Source organism: Ectothiorhodospira shaposhnikovii (assembly GCF_047222355.1).
Taxonomy (GTDB): Bacteria; Pseudomonadota; Gammaproteobacteria; order Ectothiorhodospirales; family Ectothiorhodospiraceae; genus Ectothiorhodospira.
Window position 1 is genome coordinate 2,940,700 of record NZ_CP178333.1, and the last position, 18,761, is coordinate 2,959,460.

The 18,761-nt window shown below is 62.3% G+C and carries 18 protein-coding genes; 16 read left to right on the top strand and 2 right to left on the bottom strand.

What is annotated here, in order from left to right; genetic code table 11:
- The 13 genes from cutA to ACLF6L_RS13530 all read left to right on the top strand — a co-directional run bounded on the left by cutA (position 1) and on the right by ACLF6L_RS13530 (position 10,883).
- On the top strand, positions 1-321 hold the full coding sequence (gene cutA / locus ACLF6L_RS13470; protein WP_200173546.1) for a divalent-cation tolerance protein CutA: 321 nt from the start codon (positions 1-3) through the stop codon (positions 319-321).
- Positions 318-2,123, top strand: coding sequence for a protein-disulfide reductase DsbD (locus ACLF6L_RS13475; protein ID WP_412851874.1), 1,806 nt, complete (start codon positions 318-320; stop codon positions 2,121-2,123). Before cutA ends, ACLF6L_RS13475 begins: the two co-directional genes overlap by 4 nt.
- Positions 2,124-2,125: 2 nt before the next feature.
- The gene (locus ACLF6L_RS13480; protein WP_412851875.1) at positions 2,126-2,695 is read left to right on the top strand and encodes a TlpA family protein disulfide reductase; all 570 of its coding nucleotides are present in this window, start codon (positions 2,126-2,128) and stop codon (positions 2,693-2,695) included.
- Positions 2,696-2,976: 281 nt separating this feature from the next.
- Positions 2,977-3,420, top strand: coding sequence for a type II 3-dehydroquinate dehydratase (gene aroQ, locus ACLF6L_RS13485; RefSeq protein WP_200173551.1), 444 nt, complete (start codon positions 2,977-2,979; stop codon positions 3,418-3,420).
- A gap of 6 nt (positions 3,421-3,426) precedes the next feature.
- Positions 3,427-3,894, top strand: a complete 468-nt coding sequence (gene accB / locus ACLF6L_RS13490; protein ID WP_200173553.1) for an acetyl-CoA carboxylase biotin carboxyl carrier protein — start codon at positions 3,427-3,429, stop codon at positions 3,892-3,894.
- A 26-nt stretch (positions 3,895-3,920) separates the two neighbouring features.
- Positions 3,921-5,267, top strand: a complete 1,347-nt coding sequence (accC, locus tag ACLF6L_RS13495) for an acetyl-CoA carboxylase biotin carboxylase subunit (RefSeq protein WP_200173555.1) — start codon at positions 3,921-3,923, stop codon at positions 5,265-5,267.
- Positions 5,267-6,154 carry a 50S ribosomal protein L11 methyltransferase gene (gene prmA, locus ACLF6L_RS13500; protein WP_200173556.1) on the top strand — a complete coding sequence of 296 codons (888 nt, stop codon included), beginning with the start codon at positions 5,267-5,269 and terminating at the stop codon, positions 6,152-6,154. Before accC ends, prmA begins: the two co-directional genes overlap by 1 nt.
- 8 nt (positions 6,155-6,162) lie before the next feature.
- Positions 6,163-6,633, top strand: a complete 471-nt coding sequence (locus tag ACLF6L_RS13505; RefSeq protein ID WP_412851876.1) for an MJ0042-type zinc finger domain-containing protein — start codon at positions 6,163-6,165, stop codon at positions 6,631-6,633.
- 65 nt (positions 6,634-6,698) lie between these two features.
- Positions 6,699-7,157: a DUF3426 domain-containing protein gene (locus tag ACLF6L_RS13510; protein ID WP_412851877.1), complete on the top strand. Its 459-nt coding sequence runs from the start codon at positions 6,699-6,701 to the stop codon at positions 7,155-7,157.
- Positions 7,158-7,277: 120 nt separating this feature from the next.
- On the top strand, positions 7,278-8,264 hold the full coding sequence (gene dusB / locus ACLF6L_RS13515; protein WP_412851878.1) for a tRNA dihydrouridine synthase DusB: 987 nt from the start codon (positions 7,278-7,280) through the stop codon (positions 8,262-8,264).
- Positions 8,261-8,512 (top strand): DNA-binding transcriptional regulator Fis, encoded by a 252-nt coding sequence (fis, locus tag ACLF6L_RS13520; RefSeq protein ID WP_200173562.1) that lies wholly within the window; start codon positions 8,261-8,263, stop codon positions 8,510-8,512. Before dusB ends, fis begins: the two co-directional genes overlap by 4 nt.
- 132 nt (positions 8,513-8,644) lie before the next feature.
- On the top strand, positions 8,645-9,430 hold the full coding sequence (locus tag ACLF6L_RS13525) for a PEP-CTERM/exosortase system-associated acyltransferase (protein WP_200173564.1): 786 nt from the start codon (positions 8,645-8,647) through the stop codon (positions 9,428-9,430).
- A 25-nt stretch (positions 9,431-9,455) separates the two neighbouring features.
- Positions 9,456-10,883: a hypothetical protein gene (locus ACLF6L_RS13530; protein ID WP_412851879.1), complete on the top strand. Its 1,428-nt coding sequence runs from the start codon at positions 9,456-9,458 to the stop codon at positions 10,881-10,883.
- A 32-nt stretch (positions 10,884-10,915) separates the two neighbouring features.
- Here ACLF6L_RS13530 and ACLF6L_RS13535 read toward each other — a convergent pair whose 3' ends face one another.
- Positions 10,916-11,854, bottom strand: coding sequence for a THxN family PEP-CTERM protein (locus tag ACLF6L_RS13535; protein WP_200173567.1), 939 nt, complete (start codon positions 11,852-11,854; stop codon positions 10,916-10,918).
- A 533-nt stretch (positions 11,855-12,387) separates the two neighbouring features.
- Between ACLF6L_RS13535 and ACLF6L_RS13540 the strand changes: the two genes are divergently transcribed.
- The 3 genes from ACLF6L_RS13540 to ACLF6L_RS13550 all read left to right on the top strand — a co-directional run bounded on the left by ACLF6L_RS13540 (position 12,388) and on the right by ACLF6L_RS13550 (position 17,923).
- Entirely contained in the window at positions 12,388-13,374 is a 987-nt protein-coding gene (locus ACLF6L_RS13540) for an efflux RND transporter periplasmic adaptor subunit (RefSeq protein WP_412851880.1), read from the top strand.
- 11 nt (positions 13,375-13,385) lie between these two features.
- Positions 13,386-16,916 (top strand): efflux RND transporter permease subunit, encoded by a 3,531-nt coding sequence (locus ACLF6L_RS13545; protein ID WP_412851881.1) that lies wholly within the window; start codon positions 13,386-13,388, stop codon positions 16,914-16,916.
- Positions 16,917-16,987: 71 nt separating this feature from the next.
- The gene (locus ACLF6L_RS13550) at positions 16,988-17,923 is read left to right on the top strand and encodes a hypothetical protein (RefSeq protein ID WP_200173574.1); all 936 of its coding nucleotides are present in this window, start codon (positions 16,988-16,990) and stop codon (positions 17,921-17,923) included.
- Here the strand turns inward: ACLF6L_RS13550 and ACLF6L_RS13555 are convergent.
- Positions 17,895-18,761 (bottom strand): GNAT family N-acyltransferase, encoded by an 867-nt coding sequence (locus tag ACLF6L_RS13555; protein WP_200173576.1) that lies wholly within the window; start codon positions 18,759-18,761, stop codon positions 17,895-17,897. The two genes, ACLF6L_RS13550 and ACLF6L_RS13555, sit on opposite strands and share 29 nt — an antisense overlap.

The window sequence follows — 18,761 nt, forward strand, 5'->3', positions numbered from 1 at the left end:
ATGAGCGACAAGCTGCTGATCCTCACCACCCTCAAGGACCCCGTCCATGCCCGCGAGATTGCAGGGGAACTGGTCAGGCGCCGCCTGGCGGCCTGCGTCAGCATCCTGCCCGCGGCCACCTCCGTCTATGTCTGGGAAGACGAAGTGCAGGAAGACGCGGAACATGTCCTGCTCATCAAGTCCCGGGCCGACTGCTTCGACACCCTGCAGAGAACCCTTCAGGCCCTGCATCCCTATGAACTTCCGGAAATCATCGCGGTTCCAATCACCCATGGCCTGGAAGGCTACCTGCGCTGGATAGACGACAACACCGACTCATGATGCGACGCTCACTGCGATTCCTGCTGCTTCTGGCACTGCTGCTGCCCGCCCTCCCCGCCCTGGCCCAGTTCGGCATGGGAGACGAACTCCTGCCCCCGGACAAGGCTTTCGCCTTCGATGCCTACCTGGAGGACGGGAACACGGCGGTGGCCCGCTGGCGCATTGCCGAGGGCTACTATCTTTACGGTGCCCAGTTCCGGTTCGAGTCGCAGACCGAGGGCATCGAACTGGGCGAACCCCGCCGGCCCGCCGGCGTCATCAAGGAAGATGAATTCTTCGGCCAGGTGGAAACCTACCGTCATGACATCCGCGTCCACATTCCCCTGCTGCGCGGCGAGGATGCCCCCGACACCCTGACCCTCAAGGCCCGCTCCCAGGGCTGTGCCGACATCGGGGTGTGCTACCCCCCCCATTTCCAGACCGTCAGCCTGGATCTCACCGACATCCGCGGCCCCCAGGCCCTGGAACCCCGGCCCGCGGCGGGCGGCACACCGGTGACGGAACAGGACCGTATCGCCGCCCAGCTGGCGGACGGGCGCATCTGGCTGGTGGCCCTGGTGTTCTTCGGTTTCGGCCTGTTGCTGACCTTCACCCCCTGCGTACTGCCCATGATCCCGATCCTGTCCAACATCATCGTGGGCCAGAAGGATCTCACCACCCGCAAGGCCTTCTTCATCTCCCTGGTCTTCGTCCTGGCCATGGCGCTGACCTATACCGTGGCCGGGGTGTTCGCCGGCCTGGCGGGGGCCAACCTGCAGGCGGCCTTCCAGAACCCCTGGATCATCGGCGGCTTCGTGGCCGTGTTCATCGCCCTGGCCATGGCCATGTTCGGCTTTTATGACCTGCAGATGCCCTCAGGCATCCAGACCCGGCTGTCCGCCCTGTCCGGCAAGCAGCAGGGCGGCACCCTCATCGGCGCCGCCATCATGGGCTTTCTGTCGGCCCTGATCGTCGGTCCCTGCGTCACCGCGCCCCTGGTGGGCGCCCTGCTCTACATCAGCCAGACCGGCGATGCGGTACTCGGCGGCCTGGCCCTGTTCTCCCTGAGCATGGGCATGGGCCTGCCCCTGCTCGTCATCGGCACCTCCGCCGGCAAGCTGCTGCCCCGGGCCGGGGCCTGGATGGATACCGTCAAGGCCGTGTTCGGCGTGCTGCTGCTGGCCATGGGCATCTGGCTGCTGGAACGGGTGGTGCCCGCCCAGGTCACCCTGTTCCTGTGGGCCACCCTGCTCATCGTCTCCGCCGTCTACATGGGCGCGGTGAAGTCCCTGCCGGAGAACGCCGGCGGCTGGCGGGTGCTGTGGAAGGGGCTGGGTCTGGTGATCCTGATCTACGGGATCCTGGTGATGATCGGTGCCGCCTCCGGCGGCCGGGACGTGCTGCGGCCCTTGAGCGGCATCACCACCGGTACCTCGGCAGCGGTCCAGGCCGAACTGCCGTTTCGCCCGGTGGACAGCCTGGCGGACCTGGAACGGGAACTGGCCCAGGCCCGGGAGCTGGGTCAGCCGGTGATGCTGGACTTCTATGCCGACTGGTGCGTGGACTGCGTGCGCATGAAGCGCACCACCTTCCAGGACGGCGACGTGGCCCGGGCCCTGTCCGGGGTCCGTCTGCTCAAGGCCGACGTCACCGCCAACACCGGCGATCACCGGGCGCTGATGCGGGCCTTCAATCTGTTCGGCCCACCGGCCCTGGTCTTCTATGACGGACAGGGACAGGAGCTGGCCCATGAACGGGTGGTAGGCTACATGAACGCCCGTCAGTTCACCGACCATCTGCAACGTGCCCTGGGGAGATCCTGAGCATGTCATCACCACAATCCGGTCCTTCGCGCCGTTACCTGCTGCCGATCCTGCTGACGCTCGCCCTGATTTCCGGCACCGCGGCCAGTTTCGGTTTCAGCCTGTTCTCCTCCGGCAAGCAGGCAGACAGCGCGCTCACCGGGTCCGGGATGCTGGGCCAGCAACGCCCCGACTTCATCCTGCCCGACATGCAGGGCCGGGAGCGCACCATCTCCGAATGGGACAACCAGGTGGTGCTGGTCAACTTCTGGGCCACCTGGTGCCCCCCCTGCCGCAAGGAGATGCCCACCTTCGTGGAAATGCAGGAAGCACATGAGGCCGCCGGCTTCACCATCGTGGCGGTGGCCATCGACGAACATCAGGCGGTCCGTGACTTCATGGACACCCACATGGTGAATTTCCCGGTGCTCATCGGCGAGGACACCGCCATGGACGTGGCGCGCCGCTACGGCAACCGCTTCGGCAGCCTGCCCTACAGCGTGCTGCTGGACCGGGAGGGTCGAATCCGGTATATCCATGCGGGTGAACTGACGCGGGCGACGCTGGAGCGGGAACTGCGGCCGCTGCTGTGAAGGCGCAATCCCCGACGAGGCGATTCGCCGGCAAGCCGGCACCCACGACGCACGAAAAACCGCCACAACCTGGACGAGCCCCGCAAAACCTCTCGGAAAATTATTAGAACATGCCGGAAACTTCGGCAAAAACCCCATGATCCGGCATATCCTCTGGACACCACCCCAACCATGAGGCACAATCCCCTGCACCTTGGGGGTATTCATCTTTCCTGCGTCTGACCGCGGCTTTCACCCCGCAAGGCCCTGCATTTTCCAGTCCTCGCGATGTTGTGAAGCCCATGGCCAAGTTCCTGCTGCTCAACGGTCCCAACCTGAACCTGCTCGGCACCCGCGAGCCGGGCGTATACGGCAGCAAAACCCTGGATGACATCGTCCAGGCCCTGACCGAACAGGCCCGACAGGCCGGCCATGACCTGGACGCCTTCCAGTCCAACGCGGAACACGCCCTGATCGACCGCATCCACGCCGCCCGTCACGAAGGCGTGGACGGCATCCTGATCAATCCGGGCGCCTACACCCATACCAGCATCGCCCTGCGCGACGCCCTGCTGGGCGTGGCCATACCGTTCATTGAAGTGCATCTTTCCAACACCTTTGCCCGCGAGTCCTTCCGCCACCACTCCTACCTGTCCGACGTGGCCGCCGGTGTGATCATCGGCCTGGGCCCCCACGGGTATGCGCTGGCGCTGCAGGCCGCCATGCAACTGACCAACCGAAGCTGAGACGCCATGGATATCAGAAAAATCAAGAAACTGATCGAACTGCTGGAAGAATCCGGCATCAACGAGATCGAGATCCAGGAAGGTGAAGAATCGGTCCGCATCACCCGGGCAGCCCCCAACAGCGGCACCGCCTTCATGATGCCGCCCCAGCAGTACATGGTTCCCGGCGCCGCGCCCGCCGCCGCACCGGCCGCGCCGGCACCGGCGCCCGCCGTGGAAGACAAGCCCGCCCTGCCCTCCGGCCACCAGGTCACCGCCCCCATGGTGGGCACCTTCTATCGCGCTCCCACCCCCGGCGCCCGCGCCTTCGTGGAAGTGGGCCAGTCGGTGAATGCCGGTGATACCCTGTGCATCATCGAAGCCATGAAGATGCTCAACCAGATCGAGGCCGACAAGGCGGGCGTGATCAAGGCCATCCTGGTGGAAAACGGTCAGCCGGTGGAATACGGCCAGCCCATGTTCATCATCGACTGAACGACGACCAGGGGCCAGACAAGCACATGTTCAACAAGATACTGATTGCCAACCGGGGTGAGATTGCCCTGCGGATCCTGCGGGCCTGTCGCGAGATGGGCATCAAGACCGTGGCGGTACATTCCGACGCGGACCGGGATCTCAAGCACGTGCGCCTGGCGGACGAGTCGGTGTGTATCGGCCCGGCCCGCTCCATCGACAGCTATCTCAACATCCCCGCCATCATCAGCGCCGCCGAGGTCACCGACGCCGAGGCCATCCACCCCGGCTACGGTTTTTTGTCGGAAAACGCCGACTTTGCCGAACGGGTGGAATCCAGCGGCTTCGTCTTCATCGGCCCCCGGGCCGACACCATCCGCCTGATGGGTGACAAGGTCTCCGCCAAGGACGCCATGATCGCCGCCGGCGTGCCCTGCGTCCCCGGCTCCGGCGGCGCCCTGGGGGACGATCCGGAAGAGAACCTGGCCCTGGCGCGCAAGATCGGCTACCCGGTCATCATCAAGGCCTCCGGCGGCGGCGGCGGCCGCGGCATGCGGGTGGTCCACTCCGACGGCGCCCTCATCAACGCCATCTCCCTGACCCGCAGCGAGGCGGCCTCCGCCTTCAACAACCCCACCGTCTACATGGAGAAGTATCTGGAGCGCCCCCGGCACGTGGAGATCCAGGTGATCGCCGACGAGCACGGCCATGCGGTCAGCCTGGGGGAGCGGGACTGCTCCATGCAACGCCGCCACCAGAAGGTGATCGAGGAGGCCCCGGCCCCCGGCATCACCGAAGAACAGCGCCACACCATCGGCGAACGCTGCGCCGACGCCTGTCGCCGGATCGGTTACCGGGGCGCGGGCACCTTCGAATTCCTTTACGAGGACGGGGAGTTCTACTTCATCGAGATGAACACCCGCGTGCAGGTGGAACATCCGGTGACCGAGATGGTGACCGGCATCGACATCGTGCGGGAACAGATCCGGGTGGCCGCCGGCGAACCGCTCAGCTTCACCCAGGAGCAGGTGAGACTGCAGGGCCACGCCATCGAATGCCGCATCAATGCGGAAGATCCGGCCACCTTCATGCCCTCCCCGGGGACCATCGGCCAGTACCACGCCCCCGGCGGGCCGGGCATCCGCGTGGATACCCACATCTATAACGGCTACAAGGTGCCACCCTACTACGACTCCATGATCGGCAAGCTCATCAGTTACGGGGCCACCCGGGAGATTGCCCTGGCACGCATGCGCGGGGCACTGTCGGAGATCGTGATCGAGGGGATCAAGACCAACATCCCCCTGCACCGGGATCTGATCAATGACGTGGCCTTCCAGAACGGCGGCACGGACATCCACTACCTGGAAAAGAAACTCAAGGCACAGAGCTGATGATCCAGATCACCATTCCGGCCACGGCCGAGCAGACCGAAACCGTGGAAGACGCCCTGCTGGACCTGGGGGCCATTTCGGTCATGCTGCGGGACGCCGGGGACTACCCCCTTCTGGAACCCCTGCCGGGGGAAACCCCCCTGTGGCCGGACACCCTGGTGACCGGACTGTTTGGCCCCGACGCGGACATCCCCGGCCTCACTGCCGCCCTGGCCCGGGCGCTGGGCCTGGAGCCGGCCCGCATCCATCACGAGATCCTGCCGGACCAGGACTGGGTGCGGGCCTGCATGGATGACTTCAAGCCCATCCGCTTCGGGGAGCGCCTGTGGATCGTTCCCACCTGGCACGAGGCGCCGGACCCGCGGGCGGTCAACATCCGCCTGGACCCGGGCCTGGCCTTCGGCACCGGCACGCACCCCACCACCGCCATGTGCCTGGGCTGGCTGGACCGTCACGCCCCCGTGGACCAGGAGGTGCTGGATTACGGCTGCGGCTCCGGCATCCTGGCCATCGGTGCCCTGGCCCTGGGTGCCCGTCATGCCTGGGGCGTGGACATCGACCCCCAGGCCATGACCGCCACCCGGGAAAATGCCGAGCGCAACGGCATCGCCCCGGAGCGACTGCACGCGGCGCTGCCCGACGCCCTGCCGGACGAGATCCGCTTCGACCTGACCATGGCCAACATCCTGGCCGGCCCCCTGATCGCCCTGGCCCCGGCCCTGGGCCGACGTACCCGGGCCGGGGGGCGCATCATCCTCGCCGGATTGCTGGACCGTCAGGCCGAGGAAGTCGCCTCCGCCCATGAGCCCTGGTTCGAGATGAGCGTGGCCGACCGGCAGGACGGCTGGACGCTGCTGCAGGGGGTGAGGCGCGTCAATGCGCCCTGAACACCCCCATGCTGAAGGTTTGCCCACACTGCCAGGCACGGTTCTACGTCAGCGATTCGCTGCGTAAATTTTCCGGCGGGCAGGTCAGGTGCGGTGAATGCGGCAAAACTTTTGATATTCAGGATCCATCATCCCCCTCGCCCTTGTCCTGGGTGGAGCCATCAATCCCCACCCTCAGGGAAGACACCCCCAAACCATCTTCCCATTCCCCCTTCGAGGCAGATTCCGGGACCATTGAGAACGCCACGCAAGACGAGGGCGAGATCGTCGACTTCGACCCGCAGGCGGAGCCGAAGAGCGCTACCACCACGCCGGACCTCCCCTTACCGGTACCGATAATACCCATACTGCCCCCCCCCCTTCCGTCATCCCCCATGGCAGGAGCATTCAGGCCAGCCCCGCTCCGGAAATCATTGCGCCCCAGGCATCCGTCCCCATCGCCAAGGCCGACACCGCCAATCCGGACCATCCCGCGATGATACCGGCGGCCCTTCTCCCGGACCTGACACAGCCTGCCCCCCGGTCTCCCCCCCTCGGCAGCACCTTGATCTGGGCCCTGGCCTGCCTGACCCTGATAGCCCTTCTGGCAGGCCAACTGGCGTACAACGAACGCGAACACCTGCTGAAACACCCCGGAGCCGAACCTTGGGTACGGCAAGCCTGCAACTGGCTGAACTGCGATCTGCCCCCGCCGGCAGACCTGAATGCAATCCACCTGATCAACCGTCAGGTACACACTCACCCCACCTATCCAGGCGCACTCATGGTCACCGGGCGCGTGGAAAACCGTGCGAATTTCCCGCAACACTGGCCGGTCATGGAAATGGTCTTCATGGACATCATGGGTCGCCCCATCGCCGCGAGACGGCTTGCATCCGACGCCTACCTTCTCCACCCCGCCAATGGCCTGATGCCCCCCGGAACACCCGCCGACATCAGACTGGACCTGAAAGATCCGGGCGCAGCGGCGGTATCCTACGAATTTCGTTTCCTTGCCCCCTGACCTCTTTCAGATTTCAGACCACCTATCCCCACACATCCGGGAAAGGGGCTTTATACCCTGCCCCCCACTGGGTATCATGCTCTGTCCGGCGCAAACCACGCATCACGCCCTTTAAAGCCCATGCACATCGGACCCCACACCGTCGACCCGCCACTGATCCTCGCGCCCATGGCGGGCATCACCGACCGACCCTTCCGTCAACTGTGCCGACAGCAGGGCGCCGGCCTGGCGGTGTCGGAAATGGTCCACTCGGACATGAGCCTGTGGGGGACCACCAAATCCCGCCTGCGCCTGGACCAGGACGGCGAGATCGGCCCCCGCAGCGTCCAGATCGCCGGCTATGATCCGGGGATGATGGCCGAGGCCGCCCGGGCCGCCGTCGACCTGGGTGCCCAGATCATCGACATCAACATGGGCTGCCCCGCCCGCAAGGTGGTCAACCGCAGCGCCGGCGCCGCCCTGCTGGCCGACCCACCCCGGGTGGCCCGTATCCTGGCGGCCGTTGTCGCCGCCGTGCCGGTCCCCGTCACCCTCAAGATCCGCCTGGGCGTCGACCGGGATCACATCAATGCCCCCGACATCGCCCGCCTGGCCCGGGATCACGGCATCCGGGCCCTCACCGTCCACGGCCGCACCCGCGCCTGCGGCTTCAAGGGGACCGTGGACTACCAGGCCATCGCCCGGGTCAGGCAGGCGGTGTACATCCCCATCATCGCCAACGGCGACATCCGCACCCCCGAGCAGGCCCGACGGGTACTGGAGATCACCGGCGCCGACGCCCTCATGATCGGCCGCGGCGCCCAGGGCCGTCCCTGGCTGTTCCGGCAAATCCAGCACTACCTGACCCACGGCGAGCACCTGCCCGATCCCACCCCGGCCCAGGTCCATGCCCTGCTGCAGGCCCACCTGGGCCATATGTACGATTTCTACGGAGAGAACCTGGGAGTGCGCACCGCCCGCAAGCACATCGGCTGGTATCTGGACGGCCGCCCCGGCGCCGCCGACTGGCGCCCCCGCATCCTGCGTGCCCCGGACCGCATCACCCAGCAACAGCTGATCACCCGCTACTTCCAGTCGCTCTGCCAAGGCGAGGAAATTGCCGCATGACTCACGAGATCAAGGGAGAGAGCGAAACCCTGGCCAAGGCCGTGTACCAGGCCCTGGATGACTACTTCGCCCACCTGGACGGCCACGAACCGGATAACGTCTATCGACTGGTGATGGAGGAGGTGGAGCGCCCCCTGCTGACCTCCGTGCTCAGGCACTGCGACGGCAATCAAAGCCGGGCGGCACAGTATCTGGGGTTGAACCGGGGGACGTTACGGAAGAAATTGCGGCAGTATGGGTTGGCGTAAGTGATCATCAGACCCGCCAGCAGGCCCATTACCTGCCATAATCACTCTATGTAGCCTCTGAGATTCAAGGAATGTGCCGTCCGTCTCAGCCCTGAACCCCTTGCGACGCTACCTTTGCGGAGGCCCCGGGACATGATCATCGCCAGCCGTTCTCCGGATGACCCAGATAAGGCCGCCGCACCCTCCGCTGTTGTTATGGATGCAGCAACGACGGCTCTTGGCGCACTGAATAAATGGTTCACCCTTCAGACATGTGAAATGGGCTGCAGCAACCCCAACCTCTCCGAAATATTTGCCCTGCGTTACCGCACTTACTGCGAGGAACGGGGATTCCTGCCCATATCGGAATATCCTGACGGCCTGGAAAGAGATCCCTTCGATCAACGCTCTGCCCACTTTACCGCCAGAAACACCCAGGGCAACATTGCAGGCACCGTCCGCCTGGTACTAAGCCCCGGGGGGGAACCCTTCCCATTCGAATATCACTGCCCACCCTTCGAGAATTTCCTCCCTCCACCCGCCTCCTTGAGCGCCGAGGTATCCCGACTGGCGGTCAGCAGGAGCTATCGTCGCCGCACCGGGGACACATGGTTCGGTGTCAATGAGTCCGACGGCATGCCAGCGCCGAAACATCTGCCAGGGCAGGAACGAAGAAGCAACTCCCCCCTCCTGGTACTTGGACTTTATCGCCAGATGTACCGCTACAGTTGCGAAAAGGGTATCCAGTACTGGTATGCCGCCATGGAAAAATCGCTGATCAGGATCCTTTCCCGGTTCGATTTCGTGTTCGAACCCATTGGGGAGGAACGCGACTATTATGGCCCGGTGACCCCCTACCTTGCCGACCTGAGGGAAATCGAACGTCGTCTGCAGCGAACCAGGCCCGAACTACTCAGATGGTTCCAGCACGCGCCCTGATCAGGCCCTCGCAAGCGGAGTACGGATGCACCGGGTAACAGACAATCTTCGGCGCACATGGAGACGCCTGCAAAGGCGCTTCCTGCTCCGGCAACTCTCCCGACAAAGACCGGAAACCCTGCGGGCCCTGTCACGTCGGCGCCTGGAGCAATGCTTTACCCGTGCGGCCACCGGTTCGCCGGCCTATGGAACCCTGCTGCGTGAAGCTGGCCTCAACACCCACCCGATGAAGGCCGAGGCCATCCTCCGTGACGCGCCCTTGCTGGACAAAGGGAACACCTTCGGCCGTTTCCCACTACAGGCACTGATGATTGAAGGCACGCCGCCGCAGACACTGGGCGGCATCCTGACCAGTTCCGGCCATGGAGGTGATCGTTTCGCCTTCGGCCTGACCACCCACCGACAAATGGCGACTGGTCCCGATGCCATCGACCTGGGTTTGCAGATGGCCTTTGGCGTGGATGACCACTCCACCCTGCTGGTGAACTGCCTGCCCATGGGGGTAGTGTTCAACTCGCGCACCGTCTGCGTGGCCAACGTCAGCGTCCGTGAAGACATGGCCCTGGCCATCATCCGCCAGGCCAGCCCCCTTTTTGATCAGGTGATCCTGTGTACCGACCCCCTGTTTCTCAAGCGCCTGCTGGACCATGCCGCGGAACAGGGGTTTGACTGGTCTCAGGTCCGGCTTCAGGCGATCCTTGGCGAAGAAACGTTCAGTGAGGATTTTCGCAGCTACGCGGGAGCCAGGCTCGGCATCGACCCGGACACGCCGGAAGGCCCGATGATCGGCAGTTCCATGGGCGTGGGGGAACTGGGATTGAATCTGTTCTTCGAGACCAGGGAAACCATCGCCGCACGTCGCGCCCTGCACCGCCGGCAACCGCTGCATCCCCCGCCCTTTTTCTTCTGCTACAACCCGTTGCGCACGCTGGTGGAAATCCACGCACCGGACGACAACGGCAACGGAGAACTGGTGGTAACGGTGCTGGACCCCCAAGCCACCATTCCGCTCATTCGTTACCGCACCGGCGACACGGCCCGGTGGCCCCGGGCGGAGGATTTCAGCGACCTTCCCTGCCCGGTGGCCGAAGCCCTCCAGCATGGCCCCTTGCCCATGATCGCCCTGCAGGGGCGCGCCAAGGACCGGATCGGCTCAGGGTGGCGGGTGGATCATTTCAAGTCACTGCTGTATCGGGATCCACGGGTGGCAGACTGTGTGTCCGGTGCTTTCCGCGTCGACCCTCAGGCTCAACAATGGGAGGTACAAGTGCGCTCGGGGCTGGCAACACCATCTCCGGCGGAGGTTGCCGACCGCCTTCAGGCACTGGTCCATGCAGAGGCTGTAGACCGTCAGCGCCCCCCTCCACGGGTTCGCTGTTACCCCCATGAGGACTTCCCCTACGGGATGGGGCTGGATTACGAGCGCAAGTTCACCTATCTGCCTCGCGCCTGATCACCATCCCACCCCGCGGGAGAACAGACATATCAGGTGCGGCGGCGACGGTTGGCGGCGAACCCCATACCCGCCAGTCCGATACCCAGCAGACCCAGCATGGCGGGCTCAGGCACGGGAATTTCCTGGGCAGTCCAGCGGGCCTGGACAAAGATCTGGGTTTGGGCCTGCTCGGCAGCCCACACCCGGAAGAACTCACCAGACTGGGGAGATGCGCCTGGATTGGTGCAGGGACCCTCTAACTCAAGCCCCGTACAGATGAGCACACCATTTCCGGGAGCCAGTTGAAAATCAATGGAGTAGAGGTAGTTATCCAGCTCAAAACTGAGGGAATCCAGCGCAATGTCCAACACGGTATAGACATCATCACAAGGAACCGTACTGCCGGTGGGATTACCTCCCGGGCAGTTCTGGGCCAGACCGGTGTTCAGGGTTTCCCAATAGCTCACCCGGGTCACGGCATCCAGGTCTTCCAGCAACATACTGTCAAGACTGAAGGTTGAATCAGAAAAAACCCGGAAATTGCCGAGAATATCGGCGATCCAGAGGGGGTTTGGCACATTGCTGTTCAGTGGAACGGTCAGAACCTGATTCACCTGGGTCAACTGATCAATAGTCCACCACTGCCCCTGGGTCCACCCCGCACCTTGAAAAGACGGGCTGTTGGCGGAGGTGAATGACCCGATGGTCAGTGAACTGGTCGCGCCACCATTCATGGAGGAACTCCAAGCCAGCTGCTCGAAGGTATTCGCGGAACCAGGAGGGGTACCGACCGGGTTATTGGCGCTCAGGGTCAGACCGGTATTTGACGGATTGAAAAATGTCTCGGTATTACCATCGTTCTGGGGGTCAAGCCAGCCGGCGGCCTGCACGAAATACAGCTGAGTCAGCGGTGCGGCGCTGGCGGTGCCGACCAGTGCCCCTGCCGCAAGCACCGATGCCAGAGCAGTGATTTTAAATGATGTTTTCATCTACGATCTCCTTCACGGAATAGGGGCACGAAGAATCGGCCTTACACACGCACCACCAGCAAAAAGCAGACCAAAAACAAAAATACAAATGTGATCAAAATCTTATAATCAGGAAAAAAAAAACCACACTCGCAACCTGCTCTAATTCGTAAAAAAGACCGACACGCAAAAAACCACACCACTCGGTCCCCCTGAATCAGCCACTCCGTGTTCCGAATCCTTCATCCTCATACTCTGAGTCATTCCCGCACAAGCGGGAATCCAGTGACAAACTGAAAATTCCTGACTCCCACGTGCGCGGGAGGTGGCGCTGGAAAACTCGGCCTTTGTTTCCTTTTGCGAATACACCAGATAAGCAACGCCATTGATGACGTTATGCTTTTTCCGGTAGCCATCAATGAACTACCTGGACGGCAAGCCTTACAAGGAGCGCAAAGGCTATACTGGTCAGGAACAATCCTCAGAACCACCACTTGAGCGTCGGGAACCTGCGGGGTAACACCATGATTCGAGGCCTGTATAGTGTTTGCCTCATGACCTGCCTGGCCCTAGCCATGGACGTAGCCATGGCCGGAGAAAAACCCGTCACCACCCGTACATTGGACGACCTTGGATTCCAACCGATACGCAGTGCCCCGGCAACCACAGTCAGCCTCAACGATACCCGCGTGAGTGCCGAAATCCATGGTGTGCTGCAGGAAGTGGTCGTGCGCGTGGGGGAAGTGGTGAGAGCTGACGCCCTGCTTGCAAGGCTTGATTGCGAGGAACACAGCCTGGACCTCCAGCAGGTCCGGGCCACAACACAGGCCGCACGGGCGGACGCAGAATTTGCCCAGTTTCAGTTGGGAAGGGCCCAGGAGCTGGCCCGCCGACAGGCCGTGTCCGCGGAGCTCCTGAACGAGCGTCAGGCCCAGGCCTCGCGCACTCGGGCCGAAGTGCTGCGGCTGGAGGCCGCCACCCGTTCCGCCCAGCGACGCGTCAACCTCTGTGAAATCCGTGCTCCCTTCGATGCCGTGATCATCGAGCGTCTGGGCAGTGTCGGCGAACTGGTGCAGGCCGGCACCCCCATCGCACGGATTTTGGACGCCGGGGACCTGGAAGTCAGCGGTAATATCCAGCAGCAGGACCTGCCTGCCCTTCAGGCCGCGGGAGAAATCCGTTTCGTGGCGGCGGGTGTGCATTACCCGGTGGAGTTACGTGCTGTTTCTCCCGTGGTGGATCAGCGACTTCGAAGCGTGGATGTACGGTTTGTGTTCACCCATGAAGCAGCTCTGCCCGGGCAGGTGGGACGTATCGAATGGGTTTCAGGGCTGCGTCACGCGCCCGCCGACCTGCTGGTAAGGCGAGAAAACGCCCTGGGAATCTTTGTGGAAGAGGATGGCAGAGCCAGGTTCATACTCGCTCCCGGCGTCAGGGAGGGGCAACCCCCTCCGATGGACTTGCCCGGAGATACCCGACTGATCGTCGATGGGCGCTTTGGCCTGCGTGACGGAGACTCCGTCCGGATCATCGAGCGCTGATGGGGGCCGGCATGTATCGCCGTTTTCTGGAAAACCACTTCCTGGCTAATGCGGTGTTTCTTGGCGTCCTGATCGTTGGCGTCATCACCTATTTTCAGTTACCCAGACAACAGGATCCGACCGTCAATCTGAACTGGGTCACGATCCAGACACTCATGCCCGGCGCATCGGCCACGGATATCGAACGTCAGGTGACTGACGTGCTGGAAGAAGCCGTGGAACGGGTGTCGGATATCCGGTTCACTTCCAGCATAAGCCAGCGTGATGTCTCGCTCATCATCATACGCCTGGAAGAAATGAGTGAGCGCAGAGTGGATGAACGGATCAATGATCTGCACAGGGAGATCCAGAACGTCGAAAGCGATCTGCCTGCGGAAGCTCGCCGACCCAGCATCACCACCATCAGCAGTGCCAACGCCTACCCTACCACCATGATCGCCGTGGTCGGACTGGACGACGACGACAACCTGCGTTTCCAGGCGCAGCGCATCCAGCAGGATCTGGAGCGGCTACCCGGCACCGACCGGGTGGAACCCATCGGCCTTCGGGACCCTGAACTTCAGGTACTGTTCCACCCGGACGAACTGGTGGGCCTGGGGTTGACACCTTCGATACTGGCACAGACCGTCAGCACCTACTTTAGGGATCTGGCAGCGGGTACGGTGGGCCTGGGAGACCAGGAATGGCTGGTGCGTCTGCAAGGCACGGAAAATGACCCGGAATATCTTGCCGACATTCCCCTGCTTTCAGCCCACGGTGAAATCCCCTTGCGCAGCGTTGCCCAGGTGGTCCGCGGGCGCGAAGACGCCGATCATCTGGCGCGCTACCTTGGCAACCCCTCGATCCTGCTACCGGTATTCAAGCAGGACGATGCCAACGAACTGGAATTCCTCGACCGAATCCGGAACTATCTGAACGACTATAACGATCGCGCCAGCCCCATCACCGGCGTCCAGATTGTCTTGCTGGATGACCAGACACTGGTCACTCGCCAGGCCATCGGCACCATGCAGAGCAATGCGGCCATCGGACTGCTTCTGGTACTGATTACCACCTGGCTACTCCTGGGTTCACGGATCGCCTTCGCCACCTGCTTCAGCCTGGTCTTCGTCATTGCCGGCACCTTCCTGTTTCTCGGACTGATCGGGCAGACACTCAATGTCATCGTCCTGCTTGGCCTCATGATTGTGCTGGGCATGCTGGTGGACGACACCGTCGTGGTCGCCGAGGCAATCCACCGTCGTTTACAACAGGGCATACCTCCCATGGATGCGGCCATCGATGCCCTCCGAGAGGTGGCGGCCCCCGTCACCGCCGCCGTCCTTACCACCATTGCAGCCTTCCTACCCCTGATGCTGGTGCCCGGTGTGCTGGGCGAATTCATGAAGGTGGCGCCCATCGTCGTCGCCGTGGCACTGATACTGAGTCTGGTGGAGGCCTTCTGGATCCTGCCCAGCCACATCGCCGCCTCCCGCCCAAAACCTGATCGATTTACCCGCTCGGGCCGTCTGCGGTCAAAAATGGTCAGAAAAGCAAGACTGCGCTATGGATTGATCCTGACCAAGGCCCTCAGACGCCCCAGGATGACACTGGGTCTTTTCACCGGACTGCTGATCCTGGCACTCACCTTCGTGGCCTTGGGACTGATCCGAACCGAGTTCTTTGCCACGGACTCGGCCCGGCTATTCTTCGTAAACGTGGAAATGCCGGCGGGCACCCCTCTGGAGAAGACCCTGACGACCACCATGGCGGTGGAATCGGCCATTGCGACTGAGTTCCGGGGGGATGAGCTACGCTCCAAGGCCAGCTATGCCGGCATCCAGTTCACCAATGCGGAGAGTCTGTTCGGCACCGCCAAGGGTCAGATCCAGGTGAGCCTACGACCACAAACCCGAACGGGACGGGATGTGGATGAGATCATCGAAGCCGTCCGACGGGTCGCTGCCCAGGTGCCTGGCCCGGAATCCATCTGGATGGAACGTCGCATCTCCGGGGCCCCGCCAATGGGGCGCCCGGTCAGCGTGAAGGTAAGAGGGAATGATCTAGAAGAGATCCGGAGGGCGGCAGACCATGTCACCGGCATCCTGCAGAACATTCCTGGTACCTATGATGTGGTTGACGATGCCTACGCCGGCGGCATGGAACTGTCGGTTCGCCTCAACCCGGATGCCATCCTGCGCGCGGGTCTGGATCCGAGCCATGTCATCAGGGATCTGCGACTCCTTACGGACGGGGAAGTGGTCGCGTCCATGCGGGATCGTGGCGAACGCATCGGTGTACGTGTGCGTGCTCGCGTAGAGGCGGTGAAAGACATCGACCGCTTCCTGGATACTCCGATCAGCGTGCCTGATGGGAGTCCCATCCTGCTGGGGCAACTGGTTGATTACGAGATCATCCGGGCAGAAGGCAGTATCCGACATTTCAACCTTCGGCGCACCATCACGGTGGAATCCGAACTGGATGAGTCCGTCATGGATGCCGCCACTGCGCACCGTCTTGTCCAACGGGAGTGGAATACCCGTTACGCAAGCCTGTATCCCAATATCGATCTGGACTTCACGGGTGACTTCGACGACATCGTAGAAAGCATCGAAGCCCTGGGGTGGCTGTTCCTGCTGGGTCTGATGCTGGTTTACCTCATCCTGGGCACCCAGTTCCGCAGTTACACCCAGCCTCTGATCGTACTGGCCGTGGTGCCCATGGCCCTCACCGGCGTTCTGATCGGCTTGCTGGTGAGCCAGCAACCGCTCAGCGTATATACCCTCTATGGTGTCGTGGCATTGGCCGGTATTGCCGTGAACGACGCCATCGTACTCATTTCCGCCGCCAACGACCGCCTGCGCCGCGGTATGCCGCTGATGCATGCGGTGCTCAACGCCGCCCGGCGCCGCTTCATCCCGATCATCATCACCTCGGTGACGACGGTTGCCGGATTGTTTTCGCTGGCGGTCGGGCTGGGAGGAAAATCGCTCATGTGGGGACCTCTGGCCAGTGCCATCGTATGGGGCCTGCTGGTATCAACCGTACTGACACTGTTTGTGATTCCCATCATGTACAGCCTGATTGTTCGACCTTCGGTCCGCCAGGAGGCCACCGCCTTACCCCTTCCGCGAGCGCTGGATGAGGAAAGCCCCTCTCCCATAAAGGGCTTGCTGAAGATGATTACCCAGGGCGCCCTCAGCGGCCGCCCAATCCAGAAGATGGATGACCACCTGGCTACCATCGTCAACTATCCCGTGCTGCGTAAACTTTACAATGAGGGTCAACGTGCACTCTCCCTGGCAAAATACGAATCAGCCATCCGTCTCTTTGAGGCCGGCGCCCGAGAAGCACCGCAAAGTCCGGTCTTCCACCTGTGTGCCGCTCAGGCCCTGGCCCTGTTCATGCAGCGATCCTACGGGGCGGACCTGGGCTACCTGGCAAGGATGCGGCGCTATCTAAGCGCTGCCCGTCGGCTGACGCCGGATGACCCTCGTCTCCCCGTGCTGGAACAGATGGCCAGCGAGCTGGAGGCGGTGGCGGAAGATCCCACGGCCCATTGAGCAACGACGATGCCCGTACCCATCAGGGCAAGGTCACAGACAAGCCGGAAAAGGAAAGGATGGCAGGAAGAATGACCGCAGAAGATGACCAGGTCTATCGTCAGATCCATCTGGACGTGGCCCGCAATGCCACCGACGACTTTAACCCCTTTCACGATGCTGATAAATGGCATCGTATCCATCAGAATCCCTTCGGCGGCCCCATCGTACTGGGCTTTCAGATGGAATGCCTGGCTGAATACCGGGTAACCCGTCACCGCCTGCTGGACAGCACGCCGGACGACCCTCCGCCTGCTTATCGCAACTATCAGTTCACCTTTGCGGGGGTACTACGGACCGATGAACCCTTCCGCATGGAAATCAAACCCACCAAGCGAACCTGCACACCGGACGGCCGTTGGATCCGCTCCAATCGTGTCGTTGTCAGAAAAACCAACGGCATGGTGTTGCTCGGACAAATCAGGGATTCCGATCACCCACTGACGCTGCCTGACCTGACACCCCCCTTCCAGCTGTCCGAGAATCTGCCTCCATTGCCCGACCGCAGCCTGCTGCCAGAGGGAGGCTGGTTCCATAAACGCAAGTTCATGACCAACAGCAACGCCAAGAATCTGCTGTCCGGTTCACTGGCCAGACAGGCGGATTATTTCGATGAACTGGAGGATCACATCAACTATCCCGATATGTTCCCCACCGCTCTCATCTCCTGCGCATTACTGGAACGCACCCATGCGGCAGGCCATGACTTCTACGCCAATCCCATGGTCTATACCACACATCAGTTCAGCGTGAACCAGACGCTGGCACGCCGCCTGCGAAGTGCCGATGCCCTGCATCTGCTGGTGAGTGATGCTCAACAGGTGGCTAGCAACGGTGGCGGCTTGGGACACACGCGCCTGCAGCAACAACGACACATCTGCCTGGGCCTACTGGAAAACGGGGGGATACTCTTTCGCGGTGAGGTAATGCTGGCATCCCTCAATTCCATTCTCGGCAAGAGTGCCTAGGCGCAGAAGCAAGGCGATAGGGTTCTCCCCCGTGCAAAAACAGCCGGGCCATATCAGGTGACGCCTGAATGGCTCGCTGTACGGCCGTATCCAGATGGGCCAGAAAGGGGTAACGGGTGCCGCGGTACTCGCACGGAACGCCAGCCAGGGAAAATTCAAAACCCAGGCGGCGAACCATCCTGGCCAGGGCCCGATTCACCAGAAAATACATGTAGGGGATATTCCGGTCCCGGCTGTATTCGATGGCGGCTCGAAGCATGACAGCAAACAACTCAGACCGCATGGGAAGCGTCAGAGAACATGAAAGCTCCTCCTTGGCCAAAACAGGACCAACCATGGCATTCATGCCCTGCCGATTGAGACACTCACCATCATCGGCTGGCGTTGTCCTGAACAACGGCCCTCGTTGCTGATTACGCCAAACAACCCCGGTACCATCTCCCCCCTGAATTCCCCAGCCCGGGGCATCCGAGGTCATCGAGCCGGTCCTTCGGCGGCGAACATAATCTTGCGTGATGCAGATCCGTGACAGCTCCACGGCACCCCCAGTCACTGGACTGGCATCCCCGGCACTTACGCGAGTGATCCGATGCACAGGCAATTCTCCCTGCACGGAATGCACCAGACGCATTGCACCCAACCATTGACCGGTTTCTCGTTCTCGCACGATGAAGGCGGTGGCATTAGAATCCCAGTGGTCGGATTCCTGACCATCGGAGAACGCACGGGAATCCTCAAACCCTTTTTCCAGGCAATAAACCAGATAGCGGATTTCGTGATGAATCTGCAAAGTACCGGGTGTATCGGCAACAATAACTTCATAGCGTGCACCGAACAT

Bases quoted from the DNA above. Each gene is read 5' to 3' on its own strand.
- cutA (WP_200173546.1), top strand. From the start codon at position 1: ATGAGCGACAAGCTGCTGATCCTCACCACCCTCAAGGACCCCGTCCAT.
- ACLF6L_RS13475 (WP_412851874.1), top strand. From the start codon at position 318: ATGATGCGACGCTCACTGCGATTCCTGCTGCTTCTGGCACTGCTGCTG.
- ACLF6L_RS13480 (WP_412851875.1), top strand. From the start codon at position 2,126: ATGTCATCACCACAATCCGGTCCTTCGCGCCGTTACCTGCTGCCGATC.
- aroQ (WP_200173551.1), top strand. From the start codon at position 2,977: ATGGCCAAGTTCCTGCTGCTCAACGGTCCCAACCTGAACCTGCTCGGC.
- accB (WP_200173553.1), top strand. From the start codon at position 3,427: ATGGATATCAGAAAAATCAAGAAACTGATCGAACTGCTGGAAGAATCC.
- accC (WP_200173555.1), top strand. From the start codon at position 3,921: ATGTTCAACAAGATACTGATTGCCAACCGGGGTGAGATTGCCCTGCGG.
- prmA (WP_200173556.1), top strand. From the start codon at position 5,267: ATGATCCAGATCACCATTCCGGCCACGGCCGAGCAGACCGAAACCGTG.
- ACLF6L_RS13505 (WP_412851876.1), top strand. From the start codon at position 6,163: ATGCTGAAGGTTTGCCCACACTGCCAGGCACGGTTCTACGTCAGCGAT.
- dusB (WP_412851878.1), top strand. From the start codon at position 7,278: ATGCACATCGGACCCCACACCGTCGACCCGCCACTGATCCTCGCGCCC.
- fis (WP_200173562.1), top strand. From the start codon at position 8,261: ATGACTCACGAGATCAAGGGAGAGAGCGAAACCCTGGCCAAGGCCGTG.
- ACLF6L_RS13525 (WP_200173564.1), top strand. From the start codon at position 8,645: ATGATCATCGCCAGCCGTTCTCCGGATGACCCAGATAAGGCCGCCGCA.
- ACLF6L_RS13530 (WP_412851879.1), top strand. From the start codon at position 9,456: ATGCACCGGGTAACAGACAATCTTCGGCGCACATGGAGACGCCTGCAA.
- ACLF6L_RS13535 (WP_200173567.1), bottom strand. From the start codon at position 11,854: ATGAAAACATCATTTAAAATCACTGCTCTGGCATCGGTGCTTGCGGCA.
- ACLF6L_RS13540 (WP_412851880.1), top strand. From the start codon at position 12,388: ATGACCTGCCTGGCCCTAGCCATGGACGTAGCCATGGCCGGAGAAAAA.
- ACLF6L_RS13545 (WP_412851881.1), top strand. From the start codon at position 13,386: ATGTATCGCCGTTTTCTGGAAAACCACTTCCTGGCTAATGCGGTGTTT.
- ACLF6L_RS13550 (WP_200173574.1), top strand. From the start codon at position 16,988: ATGACCGCAGAAGATGACCAGGTCTATCGTCAGATCCATCTGGACGTG.
- ACLF6L_RS13555 (WP_200173576.1), bottom strand. From the start codon at position 18,761: ATGTTCGGTGCACGCTATGAAGTTATTGTTGCCGATACACCCGGTACT.